Raw genomic sequence first — 19,154 nt, 5'->3', positions numbered from 1 at the left:
AGGGCGGAACGCCGGGTGCAACTGCCGCCGCCGCGCCTGAGCAGTTCGGTGGTCTCGGATCAGTCAGAGCGGCAGCGATCACCTCCGTACGATCACCCGCCTACGACCCCGCAGGCACGATGGAGGCACTGGACATTGGCACTCTGCAGCGCTGGAGGTGGCTATCGCACTTGAAAAAACCGATCCCCTAGCCGTCAATTCACGGAGGGCCCCGATGTAGCACTTGGACAGGGGTCCTCCGTGGCAATCGGTTGGCACGGTTTGCAGAGGGTAGCCGAGTTACACCAAGGCAAGCGCGGACATCGGCGTCAGGTCTTGGGCGAGGGTGTGATCGCCCCGGGAGGGCAGGCTCTTCGCCAGCAGCTAGGGCGGCGCAGCTGAAATAGGATGGGCTCCATGCGCACCGACGGGAAGAAGAGCTGGCGCATCCTGCTGGACGACCCGGAGATTTTGCAGATCGCTCTCTACATCCGGGATATCGCCGGACTGTGCACCCCGGGTCCTGTGTCGCTGCCTGGCCTGTCTGTGCCCGCTGGGATGCAGCCTGCTGTGTTTCCCCCCGATATGTTGCTGCCTGCTGTGGCGCTGCCCGCGATGGAACCGGCGCTGCCACCACTGGAGCCGTCCGTTCGGGTCTGGCCGAGTTGGGTCCGTCGTCCGTCCGGCCATCCCGCTCCGCTCCCCGCTGGGTTTGATATCGGCGCCGCGCGCGTGCAGTGGCAGCGTTGGTGGAACCACGCTTTGATGCATCCCGACATCGCTCGCAGGGCGGTGGCCGCACCGCGGCACAGCGCGTTCAATGCCTACCCGGAGCTGCGGTGGCTGTTGCGCACGCACTACGAAGACGCTGCCGCGTGGACGAAAGCGCGCCACGAAGACCCGCGTTATGTGCAGAATATGTCCGTGCCGTGGTCGGCCCTCACGGAACTGGTGCGGGAGATCGAGGATGAAAAGAAGCGTGCCGCCAACGGTTTTGAGCTACACATCACCATCGTTCCGGTGAACATTCGGCATGCGTGGGTGCTGGGGCCGGGGCACCTGCTGATCAGCCGGCAGCTCATGATCGATTTGGACAACCTCACGGATTGGATCCGGCCGCGCCTGCGCGTCATGGTCTGACTGTTCCGGAGCGATCCGTCTGGCCTACCCGCTAACATTCGCGGAGTGGAAACCTGGGTGTGGGTCGTCATCGGCGTCGTGGTCGTATTTTTGGTATTGGGGGCGCTAGGACGCAGCCAGGGGGCGACGCGGTTGGATCCTACGCACATGACGTTCGATCCCGACCTGATGGCCCGGGTGCGGGAGCTGTCCGTGAACCAGAAGATCGCGGCGATCAGACTACTGCGCGACGGCGCGCCCGGGTTGGGGCTGGCTGATGCCAAAAATATGGTGGAGCGGCTCGCCCGCTCGTCGCCGCCCCCAACGTCGCCGCCACCAGATTTGCTGCAGGGTTACGCAGCTCAGTCACCGAGCGAGTCAGCGGTTCGGCTGGAAGTGGAGCTTGAGGCGCGATCGCTTGTTGCCGCGGGGAAGAAGATCCACGCGATCAAGGTAGTGCGGGAAGAGACCGGGTGGTCTCTGTTGGACGCAAAAGAATACGTCGACACGCTGTAGAAGCTGCACGCTCGTCAGCGGTGTCGTCACTCACGCCTGCGCCGCTAGGCAAATGCACCGTATCCGGCGAAAGCGGCGCCGAGGCCAGCGACGACGGTGACCAGTGCATACATGACGGCCATCCGTTGCTGGCGGGTAGCTAGTAGCTCGGCGTTTTCCAGTGCGAAGGTGGAGTAGGTGGTGAGGGCGCCGCAGAATCCGGTGCCAGCCAACAGCGTCACAGTGGGGTTAGCAGGCCCAGCAAGAACTGCGCCAAGGATGAAGCTGCCTACGATATTGACGAGAAGCGTGCCCACGGGGACCCGGCCGGGGAAGAAGTTGCGCATCCAGCGGTCGGTCAAATACCGCGTGGGAGCGCCGACTGCCGCACCTAGCGCTACCCACAAGTAGGCCGTCATGCGCGCAGTGCCCTGCGCATCAATGCGATCCCGAGCAGCGCCGCGACTACAGCGCACGCCAACGTTCCCGCCAGGTAAAGGACAGCTGTTACGGCATGCCCGACGCGCAGCAGCGATTGCGCCTCGACTGCGTAGGTGGAGAACGTCGTGAAACCGCCGAGCAGTCCCGTGCCGAGAAACGGGCGCCAGAGTGGATGCCGAAAACGTCGCTGCGTGAGATAGCTAATGAGGGCGCCCAAGGCGAACGAGCCCAGCACATTGATGGCGAACGTGGTCCAGTCAAAACTGCCCGCCGCAATCGGCGCGGCGGTGGCGACCGTGTACCGCAGCCAGGCCCCTATTACGCCGCCGGCTGCTACCGCTGCGACGGCTTGCGCGACGGTGGGGGCAGGGAGTGCGGCGGGGGAGTGCGGACTGCTCACCCCGCGAACCTACTCGCCCCGCGCGCAAATCTCTGAACCTGGCAAAACCCCGACTGGGATATCCGCCTCCGGAATGAGCGCCGGAATCATCGATTCGGCCGGGTTGTATCTACGAGAAGGTCTCCCCGTTCGCTTTCCTCCCTCACCGTGCGGCTGTCCTTTCACCACACCGCAGGCCTGGCGGGGGTCGGGGGTCAACCGGCACGACCGGACGACCGAAGAGTATTTCGCGGCGATTGCGCCAACCGGCTTGACGTTCACCTCGCGGCTTCTCCTGCGCCACGCGACCCGGCGTTACGGAAGCGCCACGACCCGGCGTTACGGAAGCGGCGCGAGAGTCCGATGTCGATGACCGACGTGAGCGAGAGAGCAAACAGCGGCCGTGTGAGCGTCATCTTCTGGCGGGAGTTTTATTGACGGAGTGGGATCCGAATGGCGTCGCAGGGTGGCTGGAGGCCGCCGATCAGCACTACTTCCTTGGCGGTGCACGGTTGCGCCGTCTGTGCCTACAGCTGCCTTTGCAAGCCCACGAATAGCGCGAACCTGTCAGGGTTTGTGACCATGTCGGCACAGGTTGCCTCTGGTAGGCGTGATTTTCCCGACGTAAGAGCTTTTTCCATTCGCCCCCGAAGCTAGAGCCTCAACCGGCACTATTTGTGTAGTCCCGGATGGGACACGTCGGCCGCCTCGGCCGTCTTGCGAGCCGCTGACCCGGCACCTAACTTGGAGGACCCTGTGAAGATTTCCCGCATGCGCATTTCTGCCATCGTCGCTGCAGCTGGTATCACGCTGCTACTGGCCGGATGCGGCGCCAAAGACGACGCTTCCGCGTCCGCCAACGCTGCTGCAGCTGCTGCGTCCAGCGCGTTTGTGGCGGCGTCCAACGGCGCCGAAGCCGCTGTCAATAGCGTTAACGCGGCCGCAGCGAGCGCCGGAGCGGCGGCGGATGCTCTATCGGAGAGCGCGATGGCCGCCGCCACAGCTGCTCAGAGCGCATCTGCAGGAGCAGCAGCCGGGACCGGCGACGTCGCGCCGTCGGGCGCACCGCTGGACGAGGCCACCACCACATGGTTCGCAACTTTCTGCACCGGCATTACGCCGCTGGCCTCCGTGGGACTGCTTGCGGCCAAAGCCGATCCAGCTGACCAGGCGGCTAACAAGGCTCTAGCTGGGCCGATCGGTGAGGCTGGGGTTGCCATGAGCAACGCTGCCACCACATTGGCCTCTGCGCCCGTCCCGACGTTTGACGGCGGTGACAAGTTTGCCAGCAGTGTGGTCCCGAAGATCCAGAAATTGGGTGCTGCTTTCACCACCATCAGTGGGAAAATTGCTGCTGCCGATGGAACAGGTATTGCAGACCTGGAGACCGCGGTGAAGGGGAACAACCCCGCCATGGATCTGAGTGGGCTTCCTGCAAACGTTCAGGCCGGCTTCAATGCCATTCCTGAATGCATGGCGCTGCAGGGCTGACCTGGGAGCCTGCCTAGTTGTCCGATTTGACGAAGCCTTCTATCGTGGGGGATCACTCGTTGTACACGGATGATCACTAGAGCCGGCAACCTGATCGGCTGCGACGATATTTGGAGGGGTAATGATTACTTCACGACTTCGTATTTCCGCGGTGGCGAGCCTTGCCGCCCTCACTTTGCTGACCACCGCGTGTGGCACTGAAGAGGCGGGCAAGGCCGTAGCTGCTAGCTCGTCGTCCTCCGCGCCTGTTGCCACAGCGACCTCCGCGGAGCCGACCAGCACTTCGGCGTCTAGTTCTTCAGCGTCTAGCTCGACAGCGTCTAGCTCGACAGCGTCTAGCTCGACAGCTTCGCCGACCACCAGCAGCAGTTCCGCCACCCTCGATCCGAGCGCCGGCGACGGAACCTTGGACGCGCCGACCGCGCAGTGGTTCGATACGTTCTGCAGCGGAATTCTCCCGCTCTCCACTCTGCAGGACTCGCTCGGCGGCATCACCGGCGACGCTGCGGGTATCGCGAAAGTCGCTACTGCGATCGGCGATGCGGGTACGGCATTGACGACAACCGCAGCCGCGCTGTCTGCGCTGCCGCCGCCGACCATCCCCGGCGGGGAAGAGCTCGCTAGCAAGGTTGTTCCCACGTTTACTCAATTGGGGACCACTTTCACCACGATCGGCACTCAGCTCGCCACCGGCGACATGGAAGGACTATCTGGACTGAGCGCCTCCATGATGGCTGACAACCCGATGTCCGACTTGTCGGGCTTCAAGATTTCGCCGGAGACGACAGCGGCGATTGGCAAGATTCCGTCGTGCTCAACGATCGTTCGCTAACACCCCAGAACGAAAAGCCGCTAACACCCCAGAACGAAAAGCGGGGCCCCGAGACAATCTCGGGGCCCCGCTTATCGTTTCGGCGGAATTCGCCGTTCCCGCTGATCTTAGAAGTCAACTTCCCCGTTGATGAACTTCTCGACGTTGTCGCGTGCCTGGTCGTCCGGGTACTGCACCGGCGGCGACTTCATGAAGTACGAGGAAGCCGAGAGGATTGGGCCACCGACGCCGCGATCGAGGGCGATCTTGGCAGCACGAACCGCGTCAATGATGACGCCTGCTGAGTTGGGGGAGTCCCACACCTCAAGCTTGTATTCCAGGCTCAGTGGCACGTCGCCGAATGCGCGGCCTTCGAGGCGGACGTAGGCCCACTTGCGGTCATCGAGCCATGCAACGTAGTCGGACGGGCCGATGTGTACGTTATCGGCGCCCAAATCGCGATCCACCTGCGAGGTGACGGACTGGGTCTTGGAGATCTTCTTGGATTCGAGGCGATCGCGCTCGAGCATGTTCTTGAAGTCCATGTTGCCGCCGACGTTGAGCTGCATAGTGCGGTCCAGCTGCACGCCGCGATCTTCGAACAACTTGGCCAACACGCGGTGCGTGATGGTGGCGCCAACCTGGCTCTTGATGTCGTCGCCGACGATGGGAACCCCTGCGGCGCGGAACTTCTCGGCCCATTCGGGGTGCCAGCGATAAAGACGGGCAGTGCGTTCACGAACGCGACATGAGCGTCGATGGCGCACTGGGCGTAGAACTTCGCGGCGGCTTCGGAGCCGACGGGGAGGTAGCAAATGAGTACGTCGACCTTGGCGTCCTTGAGGGCCTGGACAACGTCGACGGCTTCGGCGTCAGATTCGGTGATCGTCTCGCGGTAGTACTTGCCGAGGCCATCGAGGGTGTTACCGCGCTGGACGATAATGCCGGTGGGCGGCACGTCGGCAAGCTTGATCGTGTTGTTCTCGCTGGCCAGGATCGCCTCGGAGAGGTCGAAGCCGACCTTCTTGGCGTCAACGTCGAATGCGGCAACGAACTGCAGATCAGAGACGTGGTAATCGCCGAACTGGACATGCATCAAGCCGGGGACCTTGGTGCCGGGGGTGGCGTTGCGGTAGTACTCGACGCCCTGGACGAGCGAGGCGGCGCAGTTTCCGACGCCGACAATGGCGACGCGAATGGGGTGGTTACCCATGGACGGGCTCCTTTGTATATGGGGTACAGCTGGATGTTGCGTGCTGTTAGTTAAAAGAATGCCCATTTTTCACTGACTTTACAAGTGCGCACTTTGTGAAGTTGGCCCAGAGGTGTCTCAGGCGCGCTCAACTGGCCCGCGTAGCCTGAGAAGCGTGCAAAACCTGCCAACCCAACGGGGGGTTGTGGATTACGCCCTGCGGCGCCGGTCCGTCCTGTCTGCGGTGACAAGCGGACGTACGGCCGTCAAAGAAGTGTGCGATGCAGACCCCTATCTCGTTCGGGCCGCCAAATTCCACGGTGTGGCGACCGACCAGCCGTGCCCGTTGTGCCGCAAAGAGACAGTGACAAACGTGTACTGGGTGTACGGCGACGAGTTGGCCCACGCGGCCGGGACCGCGCGCGACCCAGCAGAATTGACTCGGATGGCGGGGGAGTACTCGGAGTTCAGCGTCTACATGGTGGAAATCTGCCTCACGTGCTCGTGGAATCACCTCGTGCAGTCGTTCGTGCTGGGTCATGAGGGCCAGCGCACCCCGAAACGGCGCAGCGGGTCAGTGAAGTAGTGGCCCCCACCTCCGGCGCGCACGGTGAGCCGCGTCATTCGTCATTTGGCTATTCGACGTCGACGCTGCAACGGCTGTTGGCCTGTGCGAGCTTTGGGGTGGTAGGGGGACTAACAGTGGGGCTGCTGTCCCGGTGGCAGTACGGGTTGCTCTCGGGATGGATGGTGGGCGCCGCCGCGTTCATTCTGTGGACCTGGCTGACGCTGTGGCCGTTGGACGCCGAGGCTACCTCCGACCACGCGCTGCGGGAAGATCCAGGCCGCGCCAAGCTCGACGTCGTGGTGGTCGCCGCGTCGGTGGCAAGCCTCGGTGCGGTGGGAATCCTCTTGGCAGAGCAACAGACCAGCGGATCCGACATTGCGATCGGGGTGATCAGCGTCGCCCTCGCGTGGGCCTTGGTGCACACCGTCTACGCCACCAGATACGCGGCGATCTATTACAGCGATACGCCCGGGGGCATCGACTTCAACGAGAAGGATCCTCCGCAGTACAGCGACTTCGCGTACCTTTCGTTCACCATCGGTATGACCTACCAAGTGTCGGACACCGCGTTCAACACCAAAGCAATCCGGGCCACCGCGCTGCGACATGCGTTGCTGTCGTTTGTGTTCGGCGCCATTATTTTGGCCACGACGATCAACCTTGTCGCGAGCGTCATTAAGTAGCCGGTGTGTGGTGTCTATTCGCCGTCGCGCACCGTGCTGATAACGATGACCGGCACCGACACTTCATGCACTACCTGCTGTGCGACCGAGCCCACCACGAAGCGGGCGAACGCCCCGGAGCCGTCCGCGCCCACAATCACCAGATCCGCCGCCGCAGCTTCATCCACCAGAGCCGCTGCGGGTGCACCGAATTCGACCAACGTCGAAACTCGAACCTGCGGGTACTCCTCCTGAAACGGCGCGACCATAGCGTGCACAGCGGATTCGACCTGTGCGGTGATGTCGGCCGTGGCCACTGCAGCGGCGCCGAAAGTGGTCAAGATCTGGCTTTCCCAGGTTGACACCACACGTAATTCGCAACCGCGCAATGCAGCTTCCGTGAAGGCAAACCCCAACACCTGGTCCCCCGTGTGCTCGTCCACGCCGACGACGATGCGGCCGGTGCCGGGGCTCGCCGGGTCGCGGACCAACGCGAGCGGTGCGTGAGTGTGCCCCATCAGCTCTGGGGCGACGGAGTCGTGGACGAAAGCGTGCAGACGCGAGAGGCCGGCGCTACCTACCACCACCAGGTCCGCGTCGCGCCCGGCCGCAATCAATGCTCGAGTGGGATTACCCTCGACGATTTGCACTATCGCTTCAGGGTCGCGCTCGCGGGCCTGGTGAGCAATGGATTCGACGGTGGCCGACGGCGCCTCGGGGCCATCTTCGGGCACGTCGGGTTCCTCCTCCGCGATGATCACTTCTACGGTCATACCCCGGAGCGCAGCTTCCTGTCGCGCCCAAGTCAGTGCGGCCCAGCTGTGCGAAGACCCATCGACGCCGACAACCACTGACATGGCTCACCTTTTTCGCTTGTCGTGCGCGCTGCCGTGTGATAACCGGCACCTAAGGACCTTACCGGCGCTCACCTGACGCCGACGAGGGGCGTCCCGGTGCGTGCCTGTCGAGGCGGGCAAGGTCAGCGATGGGAGCGGCTTTTGCACCTGACGGGGGCGGTCTCCCAGGGTGGCAGAATCACGGAAGTGAATGAACTGGTGGTTGAACAGGTTGAGTGGTATGACGCGCGCGCCGTGGCCCTGCGACAGGCGATGGCGGTGGAAATGGATGAGCGATACTCGTCCCATAGATCCGACGATCCCGAAAAGCGCGCGGCGGTGGACGCGGCTTTGCATATCCCGACCGAAAAGGTGCTTGCGACTGTCTTGGTAGTCGACAGCGAAGCCCACGCGGTTGCGCACGCGGTGCTCCGCGACCTTGCCGGGGAGTGGGAGGTGAAGCGCGTCATCGTCGATGCTTCGGTTCGTGGTCGCGGTGTCGGGCGATTGCTAATGAATAGCCTCGCCGATATCGCCCGTGCGCGCGGTGCGCGCCGGCTGATACTGCAGACAGGTAACAGACAACCCGACGCAGTGGCGTTGTACGAGCGGCTCGGCTATCAATCGATCCCGGTCTACGAGCCCTACATCGAGGCCATTCCGTTCTCGCTGTGCTACGAGCTTCCCCTTCGCTGACGCCGGGGATCTTGCAGTAGGAGCCTGATGGGCAACACCCAGCCCGTAACATCTGGGCAGTGAGCAACGCCCCGGAACCCGATTCCGATACCGCGGTCGAACCAGCGTTCCCCGGCCCGAACGACGCAGAGCGACCGAAGCTGGAGCGCACTGTGGGTGATTCCCAATGTGGTGATCCCGCTTTCGGTGAAAGGCTATCGGGTGGCGAGGAAGATGCAGACGTACTTGTTTCGGTGGGTGCACCTGCCGCAGTAGCGGAAGCCGGAGCGGCCCCTAGCGCGGGCAGCACACCTGCAGCACCCACAACCTCACACAGCGCGGGTTTGACGCCCTTCGAGCGAGTGATCCCAACTTGGACGGACGCGACTGTTCGCCGAGCCGCCGATGCTATCGGTGGACCACTCGGACGCCATGCGTTGGTCGGTCGCTCGCCCATTTTGACGCCGCTCCGAGTTGCGCTGCTGATGGCCATCCTGTTCCTGATCTTCGGATGGCTCGCGAAATCCCCGTGCATCCAGCAGACCGGCGGTCCGAACGGCACCCAGGTGTTGGATTCGAGTGGCAACCGGCAGTGGATTACCGGCTGCTACAACGACATCGTTCCGACGTACCAAATAAACGGGTTGGCGTCGTCGGACTTCCCCTACGCCCCGCACTACGCGGATGACGGCACAGCGCTTGAGCCGATCAAATACCCCGTGGTGGTGGCCAGCTTTATGTGGGCGGTGTCGCAGGCGACCAACGGCTACCAGGCACTCGCGGACAGTTCCGGGCTCCTTCCGAAATCGCTCGATGTCGCCGTGTACTTCACCCTAGGCGCGATCGCCTTGGCGCTGCTGTATCTCTGGGCCGTAGCCAGTACCCTCAAAATCTCCCGGCGCCGCCCGTGGGACGTAGCGATCATGTGCTTGTCGCCGCTTTTGGTAGTGCAGGCGTTTAGCAACTGGGACATCATCCCGGTCGCTTTGCTCGCCGCCGCCATGCTCGCGTGGTCTCGAAGTCGGCCGCTCGTCGCGGGGGTGTTGCTGGGGGTGGCTATTGCCGCCAAGCTCTATCCGGTGCTGCTTCTCCTGGCGCTCTTCATTCTGTGCTTTCGGGCCGGGAAATTGCGGTCGTGGGTGGTAACGGCGACCGCGGCGGTGATCACCTTTGCGGTGATCAACGTGCCGGTGGCGCTGTCCTACCCGGATGCGTGGCGGGAGTTTTTTGTCGCTAACATCGATCGCAAAGACGGTTCCACCAGCTGGTATTCCATTTACAGCGACTGGTCCGGGTTTAACATTTTCAATCCGGAGTTGGCTACCGGCCAAGCTCCAACCGCGTTGAACGCGGTCTCCGCACTCCTGTTCTTGGCGGCGTGCATCGGCATTGGGTGGCTTGGCCTGTCTGCCGCACGCAGACCCCGTGTCGCGCAGCTGATGTTCTTGGTTGTGGCTGCCTTCTTACTGACGAGCAAGCTGTGGAACCCGCAGTTCTCGTTGTGGCTGTTGCCGTTGGTGGTGTTGGCGTTGCCGCGGTGGCGGATCGCGCTGTTGTGGCAGTTGTCCGAAGCAGCGATGTGGTTCCTGCTGATGCTGAGCTACGCCACCAAGGGCAGCGACGGGAATCGGTACGCACTGCTTCCGCAATACCCGTTCCAAGTGATGGCATTAATCCGTGACGTGCTCGTAATCATGATGGTCGTCATGGTGGTTCGTGAGATTCTGCGACCTGCATCTGACCTTGTTCGGCAAGCTGGCGACGATGATCCCACCGGAGGCGTTCTGGCGAACGCGCCTGATACCCGCACTATGGTTTCGCTCCCGTCGATGTTTCGCGGATGGGCCGCCCGACGGGCGCGGGCAGCCGGAGCTCGCGATCCGTTGGACGCGGAACAAGATTTTCCTAATTCGACCGAGCCCGGCTGGGACGGGCAGACTGTGGCAGTGATGACTGCAGCGACACCGGAAGCGATGGGTCCGAGCATGAGCAGGGGCGAGAAATTCGAGTACGTGGGGTACGAGATGGCCCCCGAGCAGAACCAGCTCACCTGCCGCTACCGCTTGGACGGTCGCGATTTCACCGAGGTGGTGGTGTTCCCGGGTGGTGGCGACTGGACCCACCCCGCTGTGGCTGAAGCGGCGCGTCTCGTGTTCTTGCTGACAGCCGTGTCCTATTACAAGGCGTCGGCGCCGCCCATCATCGACCTCGGCAAGACCGCCATCACTGACAACGAACGCGCCTTCCTCTACGAGTTCTTCGTGGAAGGTCTTGGCGAGTTTGCCTTCCGCAACAACCCGCCGCTTGACCTCTCCGATGTGCGCATTGTTGCCCCCGCACTGGAGCGCACCAGGCCGGTGGGCTTTACCCCGCGCGATCGCACACCGCTGCTGCCCTTCGGCGGCGGCGTGGATTCGATCGTCAGCGTCGAGATTATTAAGCCGCTGGCACCCGGCGCATCCCTGTTCGTGGTGAACCGGCCCGGCGACACCTTCGAGGCGATCGAAAAGCCCGCACTGGTCACAGGCTTGCCGGTGGTGCGCGCCGAACGGCTGTTGGACGAGCAAATTCTGCGATCGCGTGAGCTGGGTTTCTTCAACGGCCACGTGCCCGTGACGGGAATTATCTCGGCAATCGGTGTCATGGCAGCAACGCTTGGCGGGCACGATGCCGTCGTGATGAGCAACGAATGGTCGGCCTCCGTCGGAACCGTGGAGGTCGACGGCAAGTCGATTAACCACCAATACTCCAAGAGCGAATCTTTCGAGGCCGGCTTCCGCTCTCTGATCGCGGACGCCATCGGAGGTGAGCCCGACTACTTCTCGCTGCTCCGCCCGTATACCGAGTTGTGGATTGCGCGTAACTTCGCCAGCCTCGAGCAGTACTTCCCCACCTTCCGCAGCTGCAACCGTTCGTTCCACATCGACAAGGCGCACCGGCTCGACCACTGGTGCGGGGTATGTGACAAGTGTTGCTTTATCGACCTGATCCTGTCGCCATTTGTGGACGCAACCGTGCTGCGACGGGTCTTTGACGCGGGACACCTGGATCGCCAGGAGCCCTTGGATAATCCGATTTTGCTGCCGAAATTCCGCACGTTGCTGGGCCTCTCGCCGGACACCAAGCCGTGGGAGTGCGTCGGCGACATCCATGAATGCCAGGTCGCCACTCGCATTGCCGTCTCCCGGCCCGACCGCGCGGGCTCACCGATCCTTCAGGCGTTGGTTGCCGAAATGGGCGAGGGTGCGGATGAGATGGCTCCGGACAGTCTGCTCAGCCCCGTCGGCCGCCACTTCATCCCGGAGCGTTATGCGCCCGCAGATCTCCTTCGCTGACCTCCCCGGCCGCCGCGTCGGGATTTACGGACTCGGCACTGAGGGAAAGGCCAACGTGCGGGCATGTCTAGCCCTGGGCGTAGAGCCGGTGCTCGTCGCCGACACCGCCCCGCAAACGGAAGACCCGGAGCTGGACGGACGTGCAGTTTTAGCATTTTCTAGCGGCGCCTTGCTCGGTTGCGACACCGTCATCAAGTCGCCGGGAATCTCCCGGTACAGCGCCGGCGTCCGAGAGTTGGAAGCCGCGGGGGTACAGGTGGTGGGCGGCCTAGGATTGTGGCTGCAGGACGCCGACCGCAGCAAGGTTGTGGTGATCACTGGCACGAAAGGTAAGTCGACCACGACCGCGATCACCGGCCACCTGCTGGAGCGCCTCGGCTATCGCTGCCTGATCGGCGGCAACATCGGAGTCCCGCCATGGGACCCAGCCCTGCCTTCCGGCGACGTGGACTTCTGGGTCATCGAAGCGTCCAGCTATCAGGCCACTGACTTGAGTTGTTCCCCGGCGGTGGTTGCCGTGACGTCTCTGCACCCGGACCACCTGCCGTGGCATGCGGGAGATCCCGAGCTGTACTACCGAGACAAGCTTTCCGCGGCAGCCCAGCCCGGCGCGCAGCTGACGGTGGCCAATGGTGACAGCGACCTGATCGCCGCCCGGCAGCAACTACTTGGTCCCCGAGTGCAGTGGATCCACGCCGATGACGATCCAGATGCCCACTGGATGGATGGCCTCGGGCTGCTCGGTGCGCACAACCGCCGGAACGCACTTATCGCCCGTGCCTGCCTGGTCGCGTTGGGGGTGCCGGAGGCTTCGGATGATGAATTGTTGGCAGCAGCCGCCCAGGGTTTCGCGGGGCTGGACAGCAGGCTGAAGGTGGTGGGCGTCATCAACGGCGTGACCTTCATCGACGACAACTTGTCGACCAATGTGCTGCCGACGCTGGCAGCGGTGGATTCCTTCCCCGCCCAGCGGGTAGCGTTGATCGTCGGCGGGCAGAGTCGGGGTATCGAATACGGTTCGCTGGCAACGGGTTTGCGCGCTCGCACCGAGAAGCTGCTGATGCTCACGGTGCCGGACAACGGGACCGCCATTCGCGCGCAAGTCGAGGCGGTCGGCGCTGGGGATCAGGTAGAAATCGTGGACACGGCGGGGCTGCGAGCTGCGGTCCGGGCGGGCTACGAGTGGGTGGGCCCTGGCGGGGTGGTGCTGCTTTCGCCAGCGGCGCCCAGCTTCGGTATCTTCCGGGACTACAAGGAGCGCGGTGAAGTTTTCGTCGCTGCGATGCACGAGATCACGGGCTGATCTCGTGCAGGGCGTTGGTGGCTAGCCGCTAGTGTTTCGAACCTTCGCTGAGCCCCGTGGTTGTAATAAACGACGGGGCTCAGCGAAGGTTCGGCGAATGATCAACGCTCAGACCGTGCGGGTCAACCGATCTGCCAGCAGCTTGGCGAACTTCGCCGGGTCCAGCAGATCGCCGCCCTCCGCCAAAAGCGCCGTGCCGTACAGCAACTCGGCTGTTTCAGCCAAGTTCGGGTCGTCAGCGCGTTCGGACTGGGCCGTGCGCAGACCGGTGATCAGCGGATGGTCGGGGTTCACTTCCAGGATGCGCTTGGTGGGCGGAATCTGCTGGCCCATCGCGCGATACATTCGCTCCAATGCTGGGGTGAGGCTACCGGCGTCCCCGACGATGCATGCCGGGGAGGTCGTCAAACGCGTGGAAAGCCTTACCTGGCTGACGTTCTCGCTTAATTTCTCGGTGAGCCAGGTCAGGAGGGAGGCGAAATCCTTGCCGCGCTCTTCCTTCTCGGCGGAATCCTCGCTGTCGAGATCGACCTCGCCCTTGGCGATGGACTGGAACATCTTCCCGTCAAAGCCCGGAACCGCGTCGACCCACACCTCATCAACCGGGTCGGTGAGCAGGAGCACCTCGAGGCCTTTAGCCTTGAAAGCCTCCATGTGCGGCGAGCTTTCGATCTGCTGCCGGGAATCGCCGGTGACGTAGTAAATCTTGTCCTGCGACTCCGGCATCCGCTCGACGTAGCTGGCCAAACTCGTGAGGTCCTCGTCATTGGCAGTCGAGGCGAAAAGCGATATCCCCAAGAGGGTTTCCTGGTTGTCGTGGTCGGAGAGCAGGCCCTCTTTGAGTGCGCGGCCGAACTCGGTCCAGATGGTGCCGAACTTTTCGGTATCACTGGTCTGCAGGTCCTTGATGGTGGACAGCACCTTTTTGGTCAGGCGCCGGCGGATCGCGCCGATCTGCCGGTCCTGCTGCAGGATCTCACGGGAAACATTGAGCGAAAGATCCTGCGCATCAACAACTCCCTTGACGAAGCGAAGGTACTCGGGGATCAGGTCGTCGCAGTCGTCCATGATGAAGACGCGCTTGACGTACAACGCGATACCAACCTTGCTCTCGCGCTGGAAAAGGTCGAACGGGGCACGCGATGGGATGAACAGCAGCGCTTGGTATTCGAACGTGCCTTCGGCTTTGAGGCTGATTACCTCGAGCGGCTCGTCCCAGGCGTGGCTGACGTGCCGGTAGAACTCGGTGTATTCCTCGGTCGACACATCATCTTTTGACCGGGTCCAGAGTGCCTTCATCGAGTTGACGGTTTCGACCGAAGTGCTTACCTCGCCGTCGGTTTCGGTGACGGTTTCCACTCGGATGGGCCAGGCAATGAAATCGGAGTATCGCTTGATGAGTTCCTTGAGCTTGCGCTCGGAGGTGTAATCAAAGAGGTGATCGTCGTCATCGGCGGGCTTGAGCGTCAACGTGACAGCGCTGCCCTGTGGTGCGTCGGCTACCTCTTCGATCGTGTAGGTGCCGCTACCGCTGGAAACCCAACGGGTGGCGGTGCTTTCGCCCGCTTTGCGAGTCAGCAGGGTGACGGTTTCAGCCACCATGAACGTCGAGTAGAAGCCAATGCCGAACTGGCCGATCAATTCCCCGGACGCGGATTCGGCGGCGGCACTCTTCTGCGCTTCCTTCAACTTCGCCCGTACCTCGGCGGTCCCGGACTTGGCGAGAGTGCCGATCAAATCGATCACCTCGGCGCGGGTCATTCCGATGCCGTTATCGGAGATGGTGACGGTGCGGGCTTCGTGGTCGACGGCGATATCGATGTGTAGGTCGGAGGTGTCGACCGCCAAGTCCTTGTCGCGATACGCCTCGAGCCGGAGCTTGTCGAGTGCATCGGAGGAGTTGGAGATCAGTTCCCGCAGGAACGAATCCTTGTTGGAGTAGATGGAGTGGATCATCAGATCCAGCAGCTGCCGGGTTTCGGCTTGGAATTCGAGTTCTTCGACGTGCGCAGTCACAGTAGTGCCCTTCGGGAATGAGCTTCGGTGCAGGAATTTCGGTGCCAGAAAGATTCTAGTGAGGCAGCACCGCGTTGGGGTTCAGAATGCCCGCGGGGTCGAACGCTGCCTTGATCGCCCGGAATAAGGCCAACTCGGCGGGGGAGCGGTTGAGCCGGAGCCAGTCCTTCTTCGCCACACCCACGCCGTGCTCGGAGGCGATGCTGCCGCCAAGCCGCGCGACGAGCTGTAGTACCGCGTCCTCCACCGCATGCGCGTGGCCGAGCCCGCCGGTGACGTTGACGTGGGCGTTCCCATCGGCAATGTGGCCGAATGTCCATACTCGAGCGTCGGGGGAGATCGCGGAGACCGCGGCGGGCGATTCGCGCAAAAATTGGGGCATTGAATGCATCGGCAGGGTGACGTCCAACTTGATCGGGGAGCCCACGGTGGCGATGGCTTCCGCCTGACGTTCCCGGTAGGCCCAGAGTGCGGCGCGCCCGGCGGCGTCATCCGCGGCGGCCGCGTCCTGGACGCCGGCTACGGTTTCGACCACTCTCATAAGTTCGGCCAGCGGCTCGGAGCCATCGCACTCGACGAGCAAGTAGGCGCCATGCTCATCGCCGGATCCTGAAAAGGCGGGTCGCAGTCCGAGCGCCGCGGTGACGAGCTCCATCCCCGCCGGCAGCACCAATTCAACCGCGCTGACGCCCGCCAGCTCGCGCCGAAAGGTACCGGCAGCTTTGACCGCGGCTTCCACGTCCGTCATCGCCAGCAACGCCACGGCCGTTTGACGAAATGCGGGGACTAACCGCAGCCTGGCTGCCGTCACGATGGCCAGGGTTCCTTCGCTCCCGGTGAGGAGCGAGGGCAGGTGGTACCCGGTGTTGTCCCTGGTCAACCCGTCCAGGTGGGAGATAATGGTGCCGTCGCCCAGCACTGCTTCGACGCCGATTACTTGCCGCCGGGTATCCCCATGTCGCAATACGCGCAGACCGCCCGCATTGGTGCCGATGGTGCCTCCGACGGTCGCCGAGTCGCGGCTCGCCAGGTCGACCCCGTACGTCATTCCGTGGGCATTCGCCGCAGTGCGAAGCGCCGCAATCGTGACGCCGGCTTGCGCCAGGACCTGCGAAGAGTCCACGTCGACCTCGGGAGGCGCGGCTAGTCGCCGCAAGCTCAGCACCACTTCGCCCCGGTGCGGAACGCCGCCCCCGACAAGTCCGGTGTTTCCGCCCTGCGGAACCACTGCGGTACCCGTGCTAGCGCATAACCCCACGACCGCTGCCACCTCTGCCGTGCAGGACGGCCGTACCACCGTTCCGCTCGCAGCCGAGAACCTACCGGTCCAGTCCGTCACGTAGGCGGCAGTGACGTCTTGATCGGTCAGCACGTGGTCGGCGCCAACGATGGCGGTCAGATCGGCGATGATCGCGGGCGAGGTCATAAGACGATTATCGCAGGCCCAGCGCCGAGGGGTGGCGCTGTTCGGCTCGCGGGAAACCGATCCCAGGCCCCCTGAGTTCCGCGCGGAAAAAGTTTCTCAACTAAATTCCGTTACGGCGTGATGATCGTGGGGTTCGCGCGTCTCTCATCCGGACGAAAGAAGCGAATGAGGGTTGACAAGATGACGATGAGTGCCGCAGCGCCCGCACACAGCGGGTGGTGCACGGCTGTTGCTGCGCGCGCGGGCGGGCTTTTTCGTCGCCCGAAGGCGAAGGCCGAGTCGGCCCAGGCCACGCCGCAAGCAACCACCGTGACCATCGTGACGGCTTCCGACGCCGCGCAAGCCACCGCAGAGATGCAGTTAAATCCCGAGCGGATCAGTCGGTCCCAGAAGGCTGTGCCATTCGCCGGGCCGCAATTCACCGTCACCAGCACGGCTGGCCTGTCGATCTCGCGCACTTCGGTGGAGCAGACGGTGCAGGCTCTCACCCGACACCTGGAGCAAGCCCACGGAACTTCACACGTCGGTTGGCTGTTGATGACTCCGGACGGTTTGAGCTACTCCGGTCGCGTTGACACCGGTTCGGTTGCAGACGGTGCGCAGGCGTATCTGGCGGCGCTGACCGATCACGTCGAGCGCCTCACCACCGTGTTGATCAGGGATCACATCAACGACAACCTCGGGCGCTTGCAGGCGGCCGACAGCACCAGGCTCATCACCTGATTTCTGGGCGGCGCCCACCCGGGGAGGAAGAGGCGCCACCGGGGAAGGGCCCGCCCAAAAGTATGCTGACCTGGTGCCTGGTTTCGATTACGAACTCGATTACGACAGCCTGGACCTACGTCAACATCCGGAGCTTTATCGAGTCGGCCGCGGCGAACAGGGCGTGTTGCTCGTCCAGCCCTACAAGTCGGAAATCCTGCCCCACTGGCGTTTTAAAGACGCAGAGCTCGCCCGCGAAAGTGCGGATGCAATCCGAGAGATGTTCGATGCGTTCTTGGCCAGCGGCGATTTCGTCGGAATGGACATGGCACGCAAGTTCCTGCAGATGGGCTTCACCCGCGCCCGTCGGTATGCCAACCACCGGGGCGGCAAGAAGTATGACGGTCCAATTCCCAGCGATCAACGCGGTCGAAGCGGCGCCCACGGACGCACCGAATTACCCCGACAGGAAGAGGATCCCGTCAAGGCGCAAGCGGCGGCGATCTTCAAAGCGGCCTGGGACGCCGTGGAGCAGGTGGCTGAATACACCGAGCTGCGTGCCACCCACCGGGCGAAATTTGGTTAACCGCGGCCCCCGGCGCCAGCTGGGCCACGCCGAGGCGCGCGCCAGGTACCGTGATCTCCGAATGAAAGTAGCGTGGTCGATGACGGCGAGAGGCGTGAGATGGGTTTCCTAGATTCCGTGCGTTCGAAACTGGGCAGCAAGCCAACTCAGAGTCCCGCCGTAGGCGACTCGGAGGGGCCCGAAGACGTCGAGTGGTTTAAGCCGCGGACCGACGGAATGTACGTCGGGTCGGGTGCGGACGACGCGAGTTATTTGCGTTTCACCGTCACGGGACGAGTCACCTTGTGTCGCACCGATGCGGGCGCGGCGGCGGCGAGCGAAATACTGGCCATCAAGTCGGACACACGGGCCGACGGGGAGTTCAGTCGCGGCGGTGTCATGACCGTGGTGCGCCGGTTCGAGCGCCCCATCGTCTACACGGTGATGGAAGGGAGCGTCGTGAACAACGAAACCTCTGGCCTGCACCTAAGTTTCACCGCTCGCTGCACGGATACCAACACCCGCGAGAACTCGATGGTCGACTTCAGCTTCATCCCCGACGCCTGATCCTGAAATGACCTGAGCCCCGAGTCCTGAGCTGGGACGCCTGAGCTGGAACGCCTGAGCTGGAACGCCTGAGCTGGAGCGCCTGAGCTGGAGCGCCTGAGCCGGAATGAGTTGAGCGAATAAAGCGGTTCATCTCAGCCCATTTGCGCTGGTAGTATGGAACGGTTGTCTGTTTCACCCATGGCAGTGCCGGCCAAGAGTGCCGGTGAGCCGATTCAAGCAACACCCTCCTGCTGCGGAACGACCGTGGCCCACTAGTCCATAGGAGGTGTACGTGAGCGTATCCACCGCTTTGCGTCACTACGAGCTACTGCTCATTCTCGACCCGAACCTCGACGAGCGCACTGTTGCTCCCTCGATCGACACCTTCCTCAACGTGATTCGCCAAGGCGGCGGAACTGTTGACAGTGTCGAAATCTGGGGAAAGCGCCGCCTGGCTTTCGAAATCCGCAAGAACGCGGAAGGCATTTACGCCATCATCAACGTCACGGCTCCTTCTGCTTCCGTCACCGAATTGGATCGTCAGCTCAACCTGAACGAATCCATCCTCCGCACCAAGATCATCCGTCCCGACGCCAAGTAAGGACTTTTG

Annotated in this window: 19 protein-coding genes and 1 pseudogene; 13 read left to right on the top strand and 7 right to left on the bottom strand. The window is 63.0% G+C overall.

All coding sequences use genetic code 11. The annotated features are described in order from the left end of the window. Positions 1-396 precede the first annotated feature (396 nt). Both EH165_RS15070 and EH165_RS15065 read left to right on the top strand, forming a co-directional pair. Entirely contained in the window at positions 397-1,119 is a 723-nt protein-coding gene (locus EH165_RS15070) for a hypothetical protein (RefSeq protein WP_124800166.1), read from the top strand. A 45-nt stretch (positions 1,120-1,164) separates the two neighbouring features. Further along, complete coding sequence (locus EH165_RS15065) at positions 1,165-1,614, top strand: hypothetical protein (protein WP_124800165.1); 450 nt, start codon at positions 1,165-1,167, stop codon at positions 1,612-1,614. A 44-nt stretch (positions 1,615-1,658) separates the two neighbouring features. Here EH165_RS15065 and crcB (EH165_RS15060) read toward each other — a convergent pair whose 3' ends face one another. From crcB (EH165_RS15060) to EH165_RS15565, 3 genes are all read right to left on the bottom strand, one after another. Beyond that, a complete protein-coding gene (crcB, locus tag EH165_RS15060) occupies positions 1,659-2,012 on the bottom strand; it encodes a fluoride efflux transporter CrcB (protein WP_124800164.1) in 354 nt (117 codons plus the stop codon). Continuing rightward, on the bottom strand, positions 2,009-2,434 hold the full coding sequence (gene crcB / locus EH165_RS15055; RefSeq protein WP_124800163.1) for a fluoride efflux transporter CrcB: 426 nt from the start codon (positions 2,432-2,434) through the stop codon (positions 2,009-2,011). Before crcB (EH165_RS15055) ends, crcB (EH165_RS15060) begins: the two co-directional genes overlap by 4 nt. Before the next feature lie 257 nt (positions 2,435-2,691). After that, positions 2,692-2,829, bottom strand: coding sequence for a hypothetical protein (locus EH165_RS15565; RefSeq protein WP_164479271.1), 138 nt, complete (start codon positions 2,827-2,829; stop codon positions 2,692-2,694). Between the two features lie 340 nt (positions 2,830-3,169). Between EH165_RS15565 and EH165_RS15925 the strand changes: the two genes are divergently transcribed. Further along, a complete protein-coding gene (locus EH165_RS15925) occupies positions 3,170-3,904 on the top strand; it encodes a hypothetical protein (RefSeq protein ID WP_206426007.1) in 735 nt (244 codons plus the stop codon). Between the two features lie 121 nt (positions 3,905-4,025). Next, positions 4,026-4,736, top strand: coding sequence for a hypothetical protein (locus EH165_RS15045; protein ID WP_124800162.1), 711 nt, complete (start codon positions 4,026-4,028; stop codon positions 4,734-4,736). 107 nt (positions 4,737-4,843) lie between these two features. On the opposite strand, the pseudogene EH165_RS16960 reads toward EH165_RS15045, so the two are convergent. Continuing rightward, a pseudogene (locus EH165_RS16960) lies at positions 4,844-5,928 on the bottom strand (inositol-3-phosphate synthase). Positions 5,929-6,091: 163 nt separating this feature from the next. Between EH165_RS16960 and EH165_RS15035 the strand changes: the two are divergent. Both EH165_RS15035 and EH165_RS15030 read left to right on the top strand, forming a co-directional pair. Then, positions 6,092-6,493 carry a DUF5318 family protein gene (locus tag EH165_RS15035; protein WP_124800567.1) on the top strand — a complete coding sequence of 134 codons (402 nt, stop codon included), beginning with the start codon at positions 6,092-6,094 and terminating at the stop codon, positions 6,491-6,493. Further along, a complete protein-coding gene (locus tag EH165_RS15030) occupies positions 6,493-7,158 on the top strand; it encodes a DUF1345 domain-containing protein (protein ID WP_124800161.1) in 666 nt (221 codons plus the stop codon). Before EH165_RS15035 ends, EH165_RS15030 begins: the two co-directional genes overlap by 1 nt. Positions 7,159-7,172: 14 nt before the next feature. Here the strand turns inward: EH165_RS15030 and EH165_RS15025 are convergent, their stop codons facing one another. After that, a complete protein-coding gene (locus EH165_RS15025; RefSeq protein WP_124800160.1) occupies positions 7,173-7,994 on the bottom strand; it encodes a universal stress protein in 822 nt (273 codons plus the stop codon). 186 nt (positions 7,995-8,180) lie between these two features. Here EH165_RS15025 and EH165_RS15020 point away from each other — a divergent pair, with 186 nt between their 5' ends. From EH165_RS15020 to murD, 3 genes are read left to right on the top strand one after another with little or no spacing between them, the layout of a single operon-like run. Beyond that, complete coding sequence (locus tag EH165_RS15020) at positions 8,181-8,669, top strand: GNAT family N-acetyltransferase (protein ID WP_206426006.1); 489 nt, start codon at positions 8,181-8,183, stop codon at positions 8,667-8,669. A gap of 59 nt (positions 8,670-8,728) precedes the next feature. Next, positions 8,729-11,983, top strand: coding sequence for a MurL-like N-terminal domain-containing (locus EH165_RS15015; RefSeq protein ID WP_124800159.1), 3,255 nt, complete (start codon positions 8,729-8,731; stop codon positions 11,981-11,983). After that, entirely contained in the window at positions 11,958-13,286 is a 1,329-nt protein-coding gene (murD, locus tag EH165_RS15010; protein WP_164479270.1) for a UDP-N-acetylmuramoyl-L-alanine--D-glutamate ligase, read from the top strand. Before EH165_RS15015 ends, murD begins: the two co-directional genes overlap by 26 nt. Positions 13,287-13,394: 108 nt before the next feature. Here the strand turns inward: murD and htpG are convergent, their stop codons facing one another. Further along, a complete protein-coding gene (gene htpG, locus EH165_RS15005) occupies positions 13,395-15,302 on the bottom strand; it encodes a molecular chaperone HtpG (RefSeq protein WP_124800157.1) in 1,908 nt (635 codons plus the stop codon). Positions 15,303-15,357: 55 nt separating this feature from the next. After that, entirely contained in the window at positions 15,358-16,728 is a 1,371-nt protein-coding gene (locus tag EH165_RS15000; protein ID WP_124800156.1) for an FAD-binding oxidoreductase, read from the bottom strand. Positions 16,729-16,893: 165 nt separating this feature from the next. Between EH165_RS15000 and EH165_RS14995 the strand changes: the two genes are divergently transcribed. The 4 genes from EH165_RS14995 to rpsF all read left to right on the top strand — a co-directional run bounded on the left by EH165_RS14995 (position 16,894) and on the right by rpsF (position 19,145). Next, the gene (locus tag EH165_RS14995) at positions 16,894-17,451 is read left to right on the top strand and encodes a hypothetical protein (RefSeq protein WP_124800155.1); all 558 of its coding nucleotides are present in this window, start codon (positions 16,894-16,896) and stop codon (positions 17,449-17,451) included. Between the two features lie 73 nt (positions 17,452-17,524). After that, positions 17,525-18,016, top strand: a complete 492-nt coding sequence (locus tag EH165_RS14990) for a DUF4385 domain-containing protein (RefSeq protein ID WP_124800154.1) — start codon at positions 17,525-17,527, stop codon at positions 18,014-18,016. 72 nt (positions 18,017-18,088) lie between these two features. Beyond that, positions 18,089-18,562 carry a hypothetical protein gene (locus EH165_RS14985; RefSeq protein WP_124800153.1) on the top strand — a complete coding sequence of 158 codons (474 nt, stop codon included), beginning with the start codon at positions 18,089-18,091 and terminating at the stop codon, positions 18,560-18,562. A 292-nt stretch (positions 18,563-18,854) separates the two neighbouring features. Then, on the top strand, positions 18,855-19,145 hold the full coding sequence (gene rpsF / locus EH165_RS14980) for a 30S ribosomal protein S6 (protein ID WP_124800565.1): 291 nt from the start codon (positions 18,855-18,857) through the stop codon (positions 19,143-19,145). Positions 19,146-19,154: the final 9 nt, after the last annotated feature.

Origin of the sequence: Nakamurella antarctica (genome assembly GCF_003860405.1) — a bacterium.
Lineage (GTDB): Bacteria > Actinomycetota > Actinomycetes > Mycobacteriales > Nakamurellaceae > Nakamurella > Nakamurella antarctica.
Note: the sequence above shows the minus strand (reverse complement) of the source record. Positions and strands in the feature narration are given on the sequence as shown.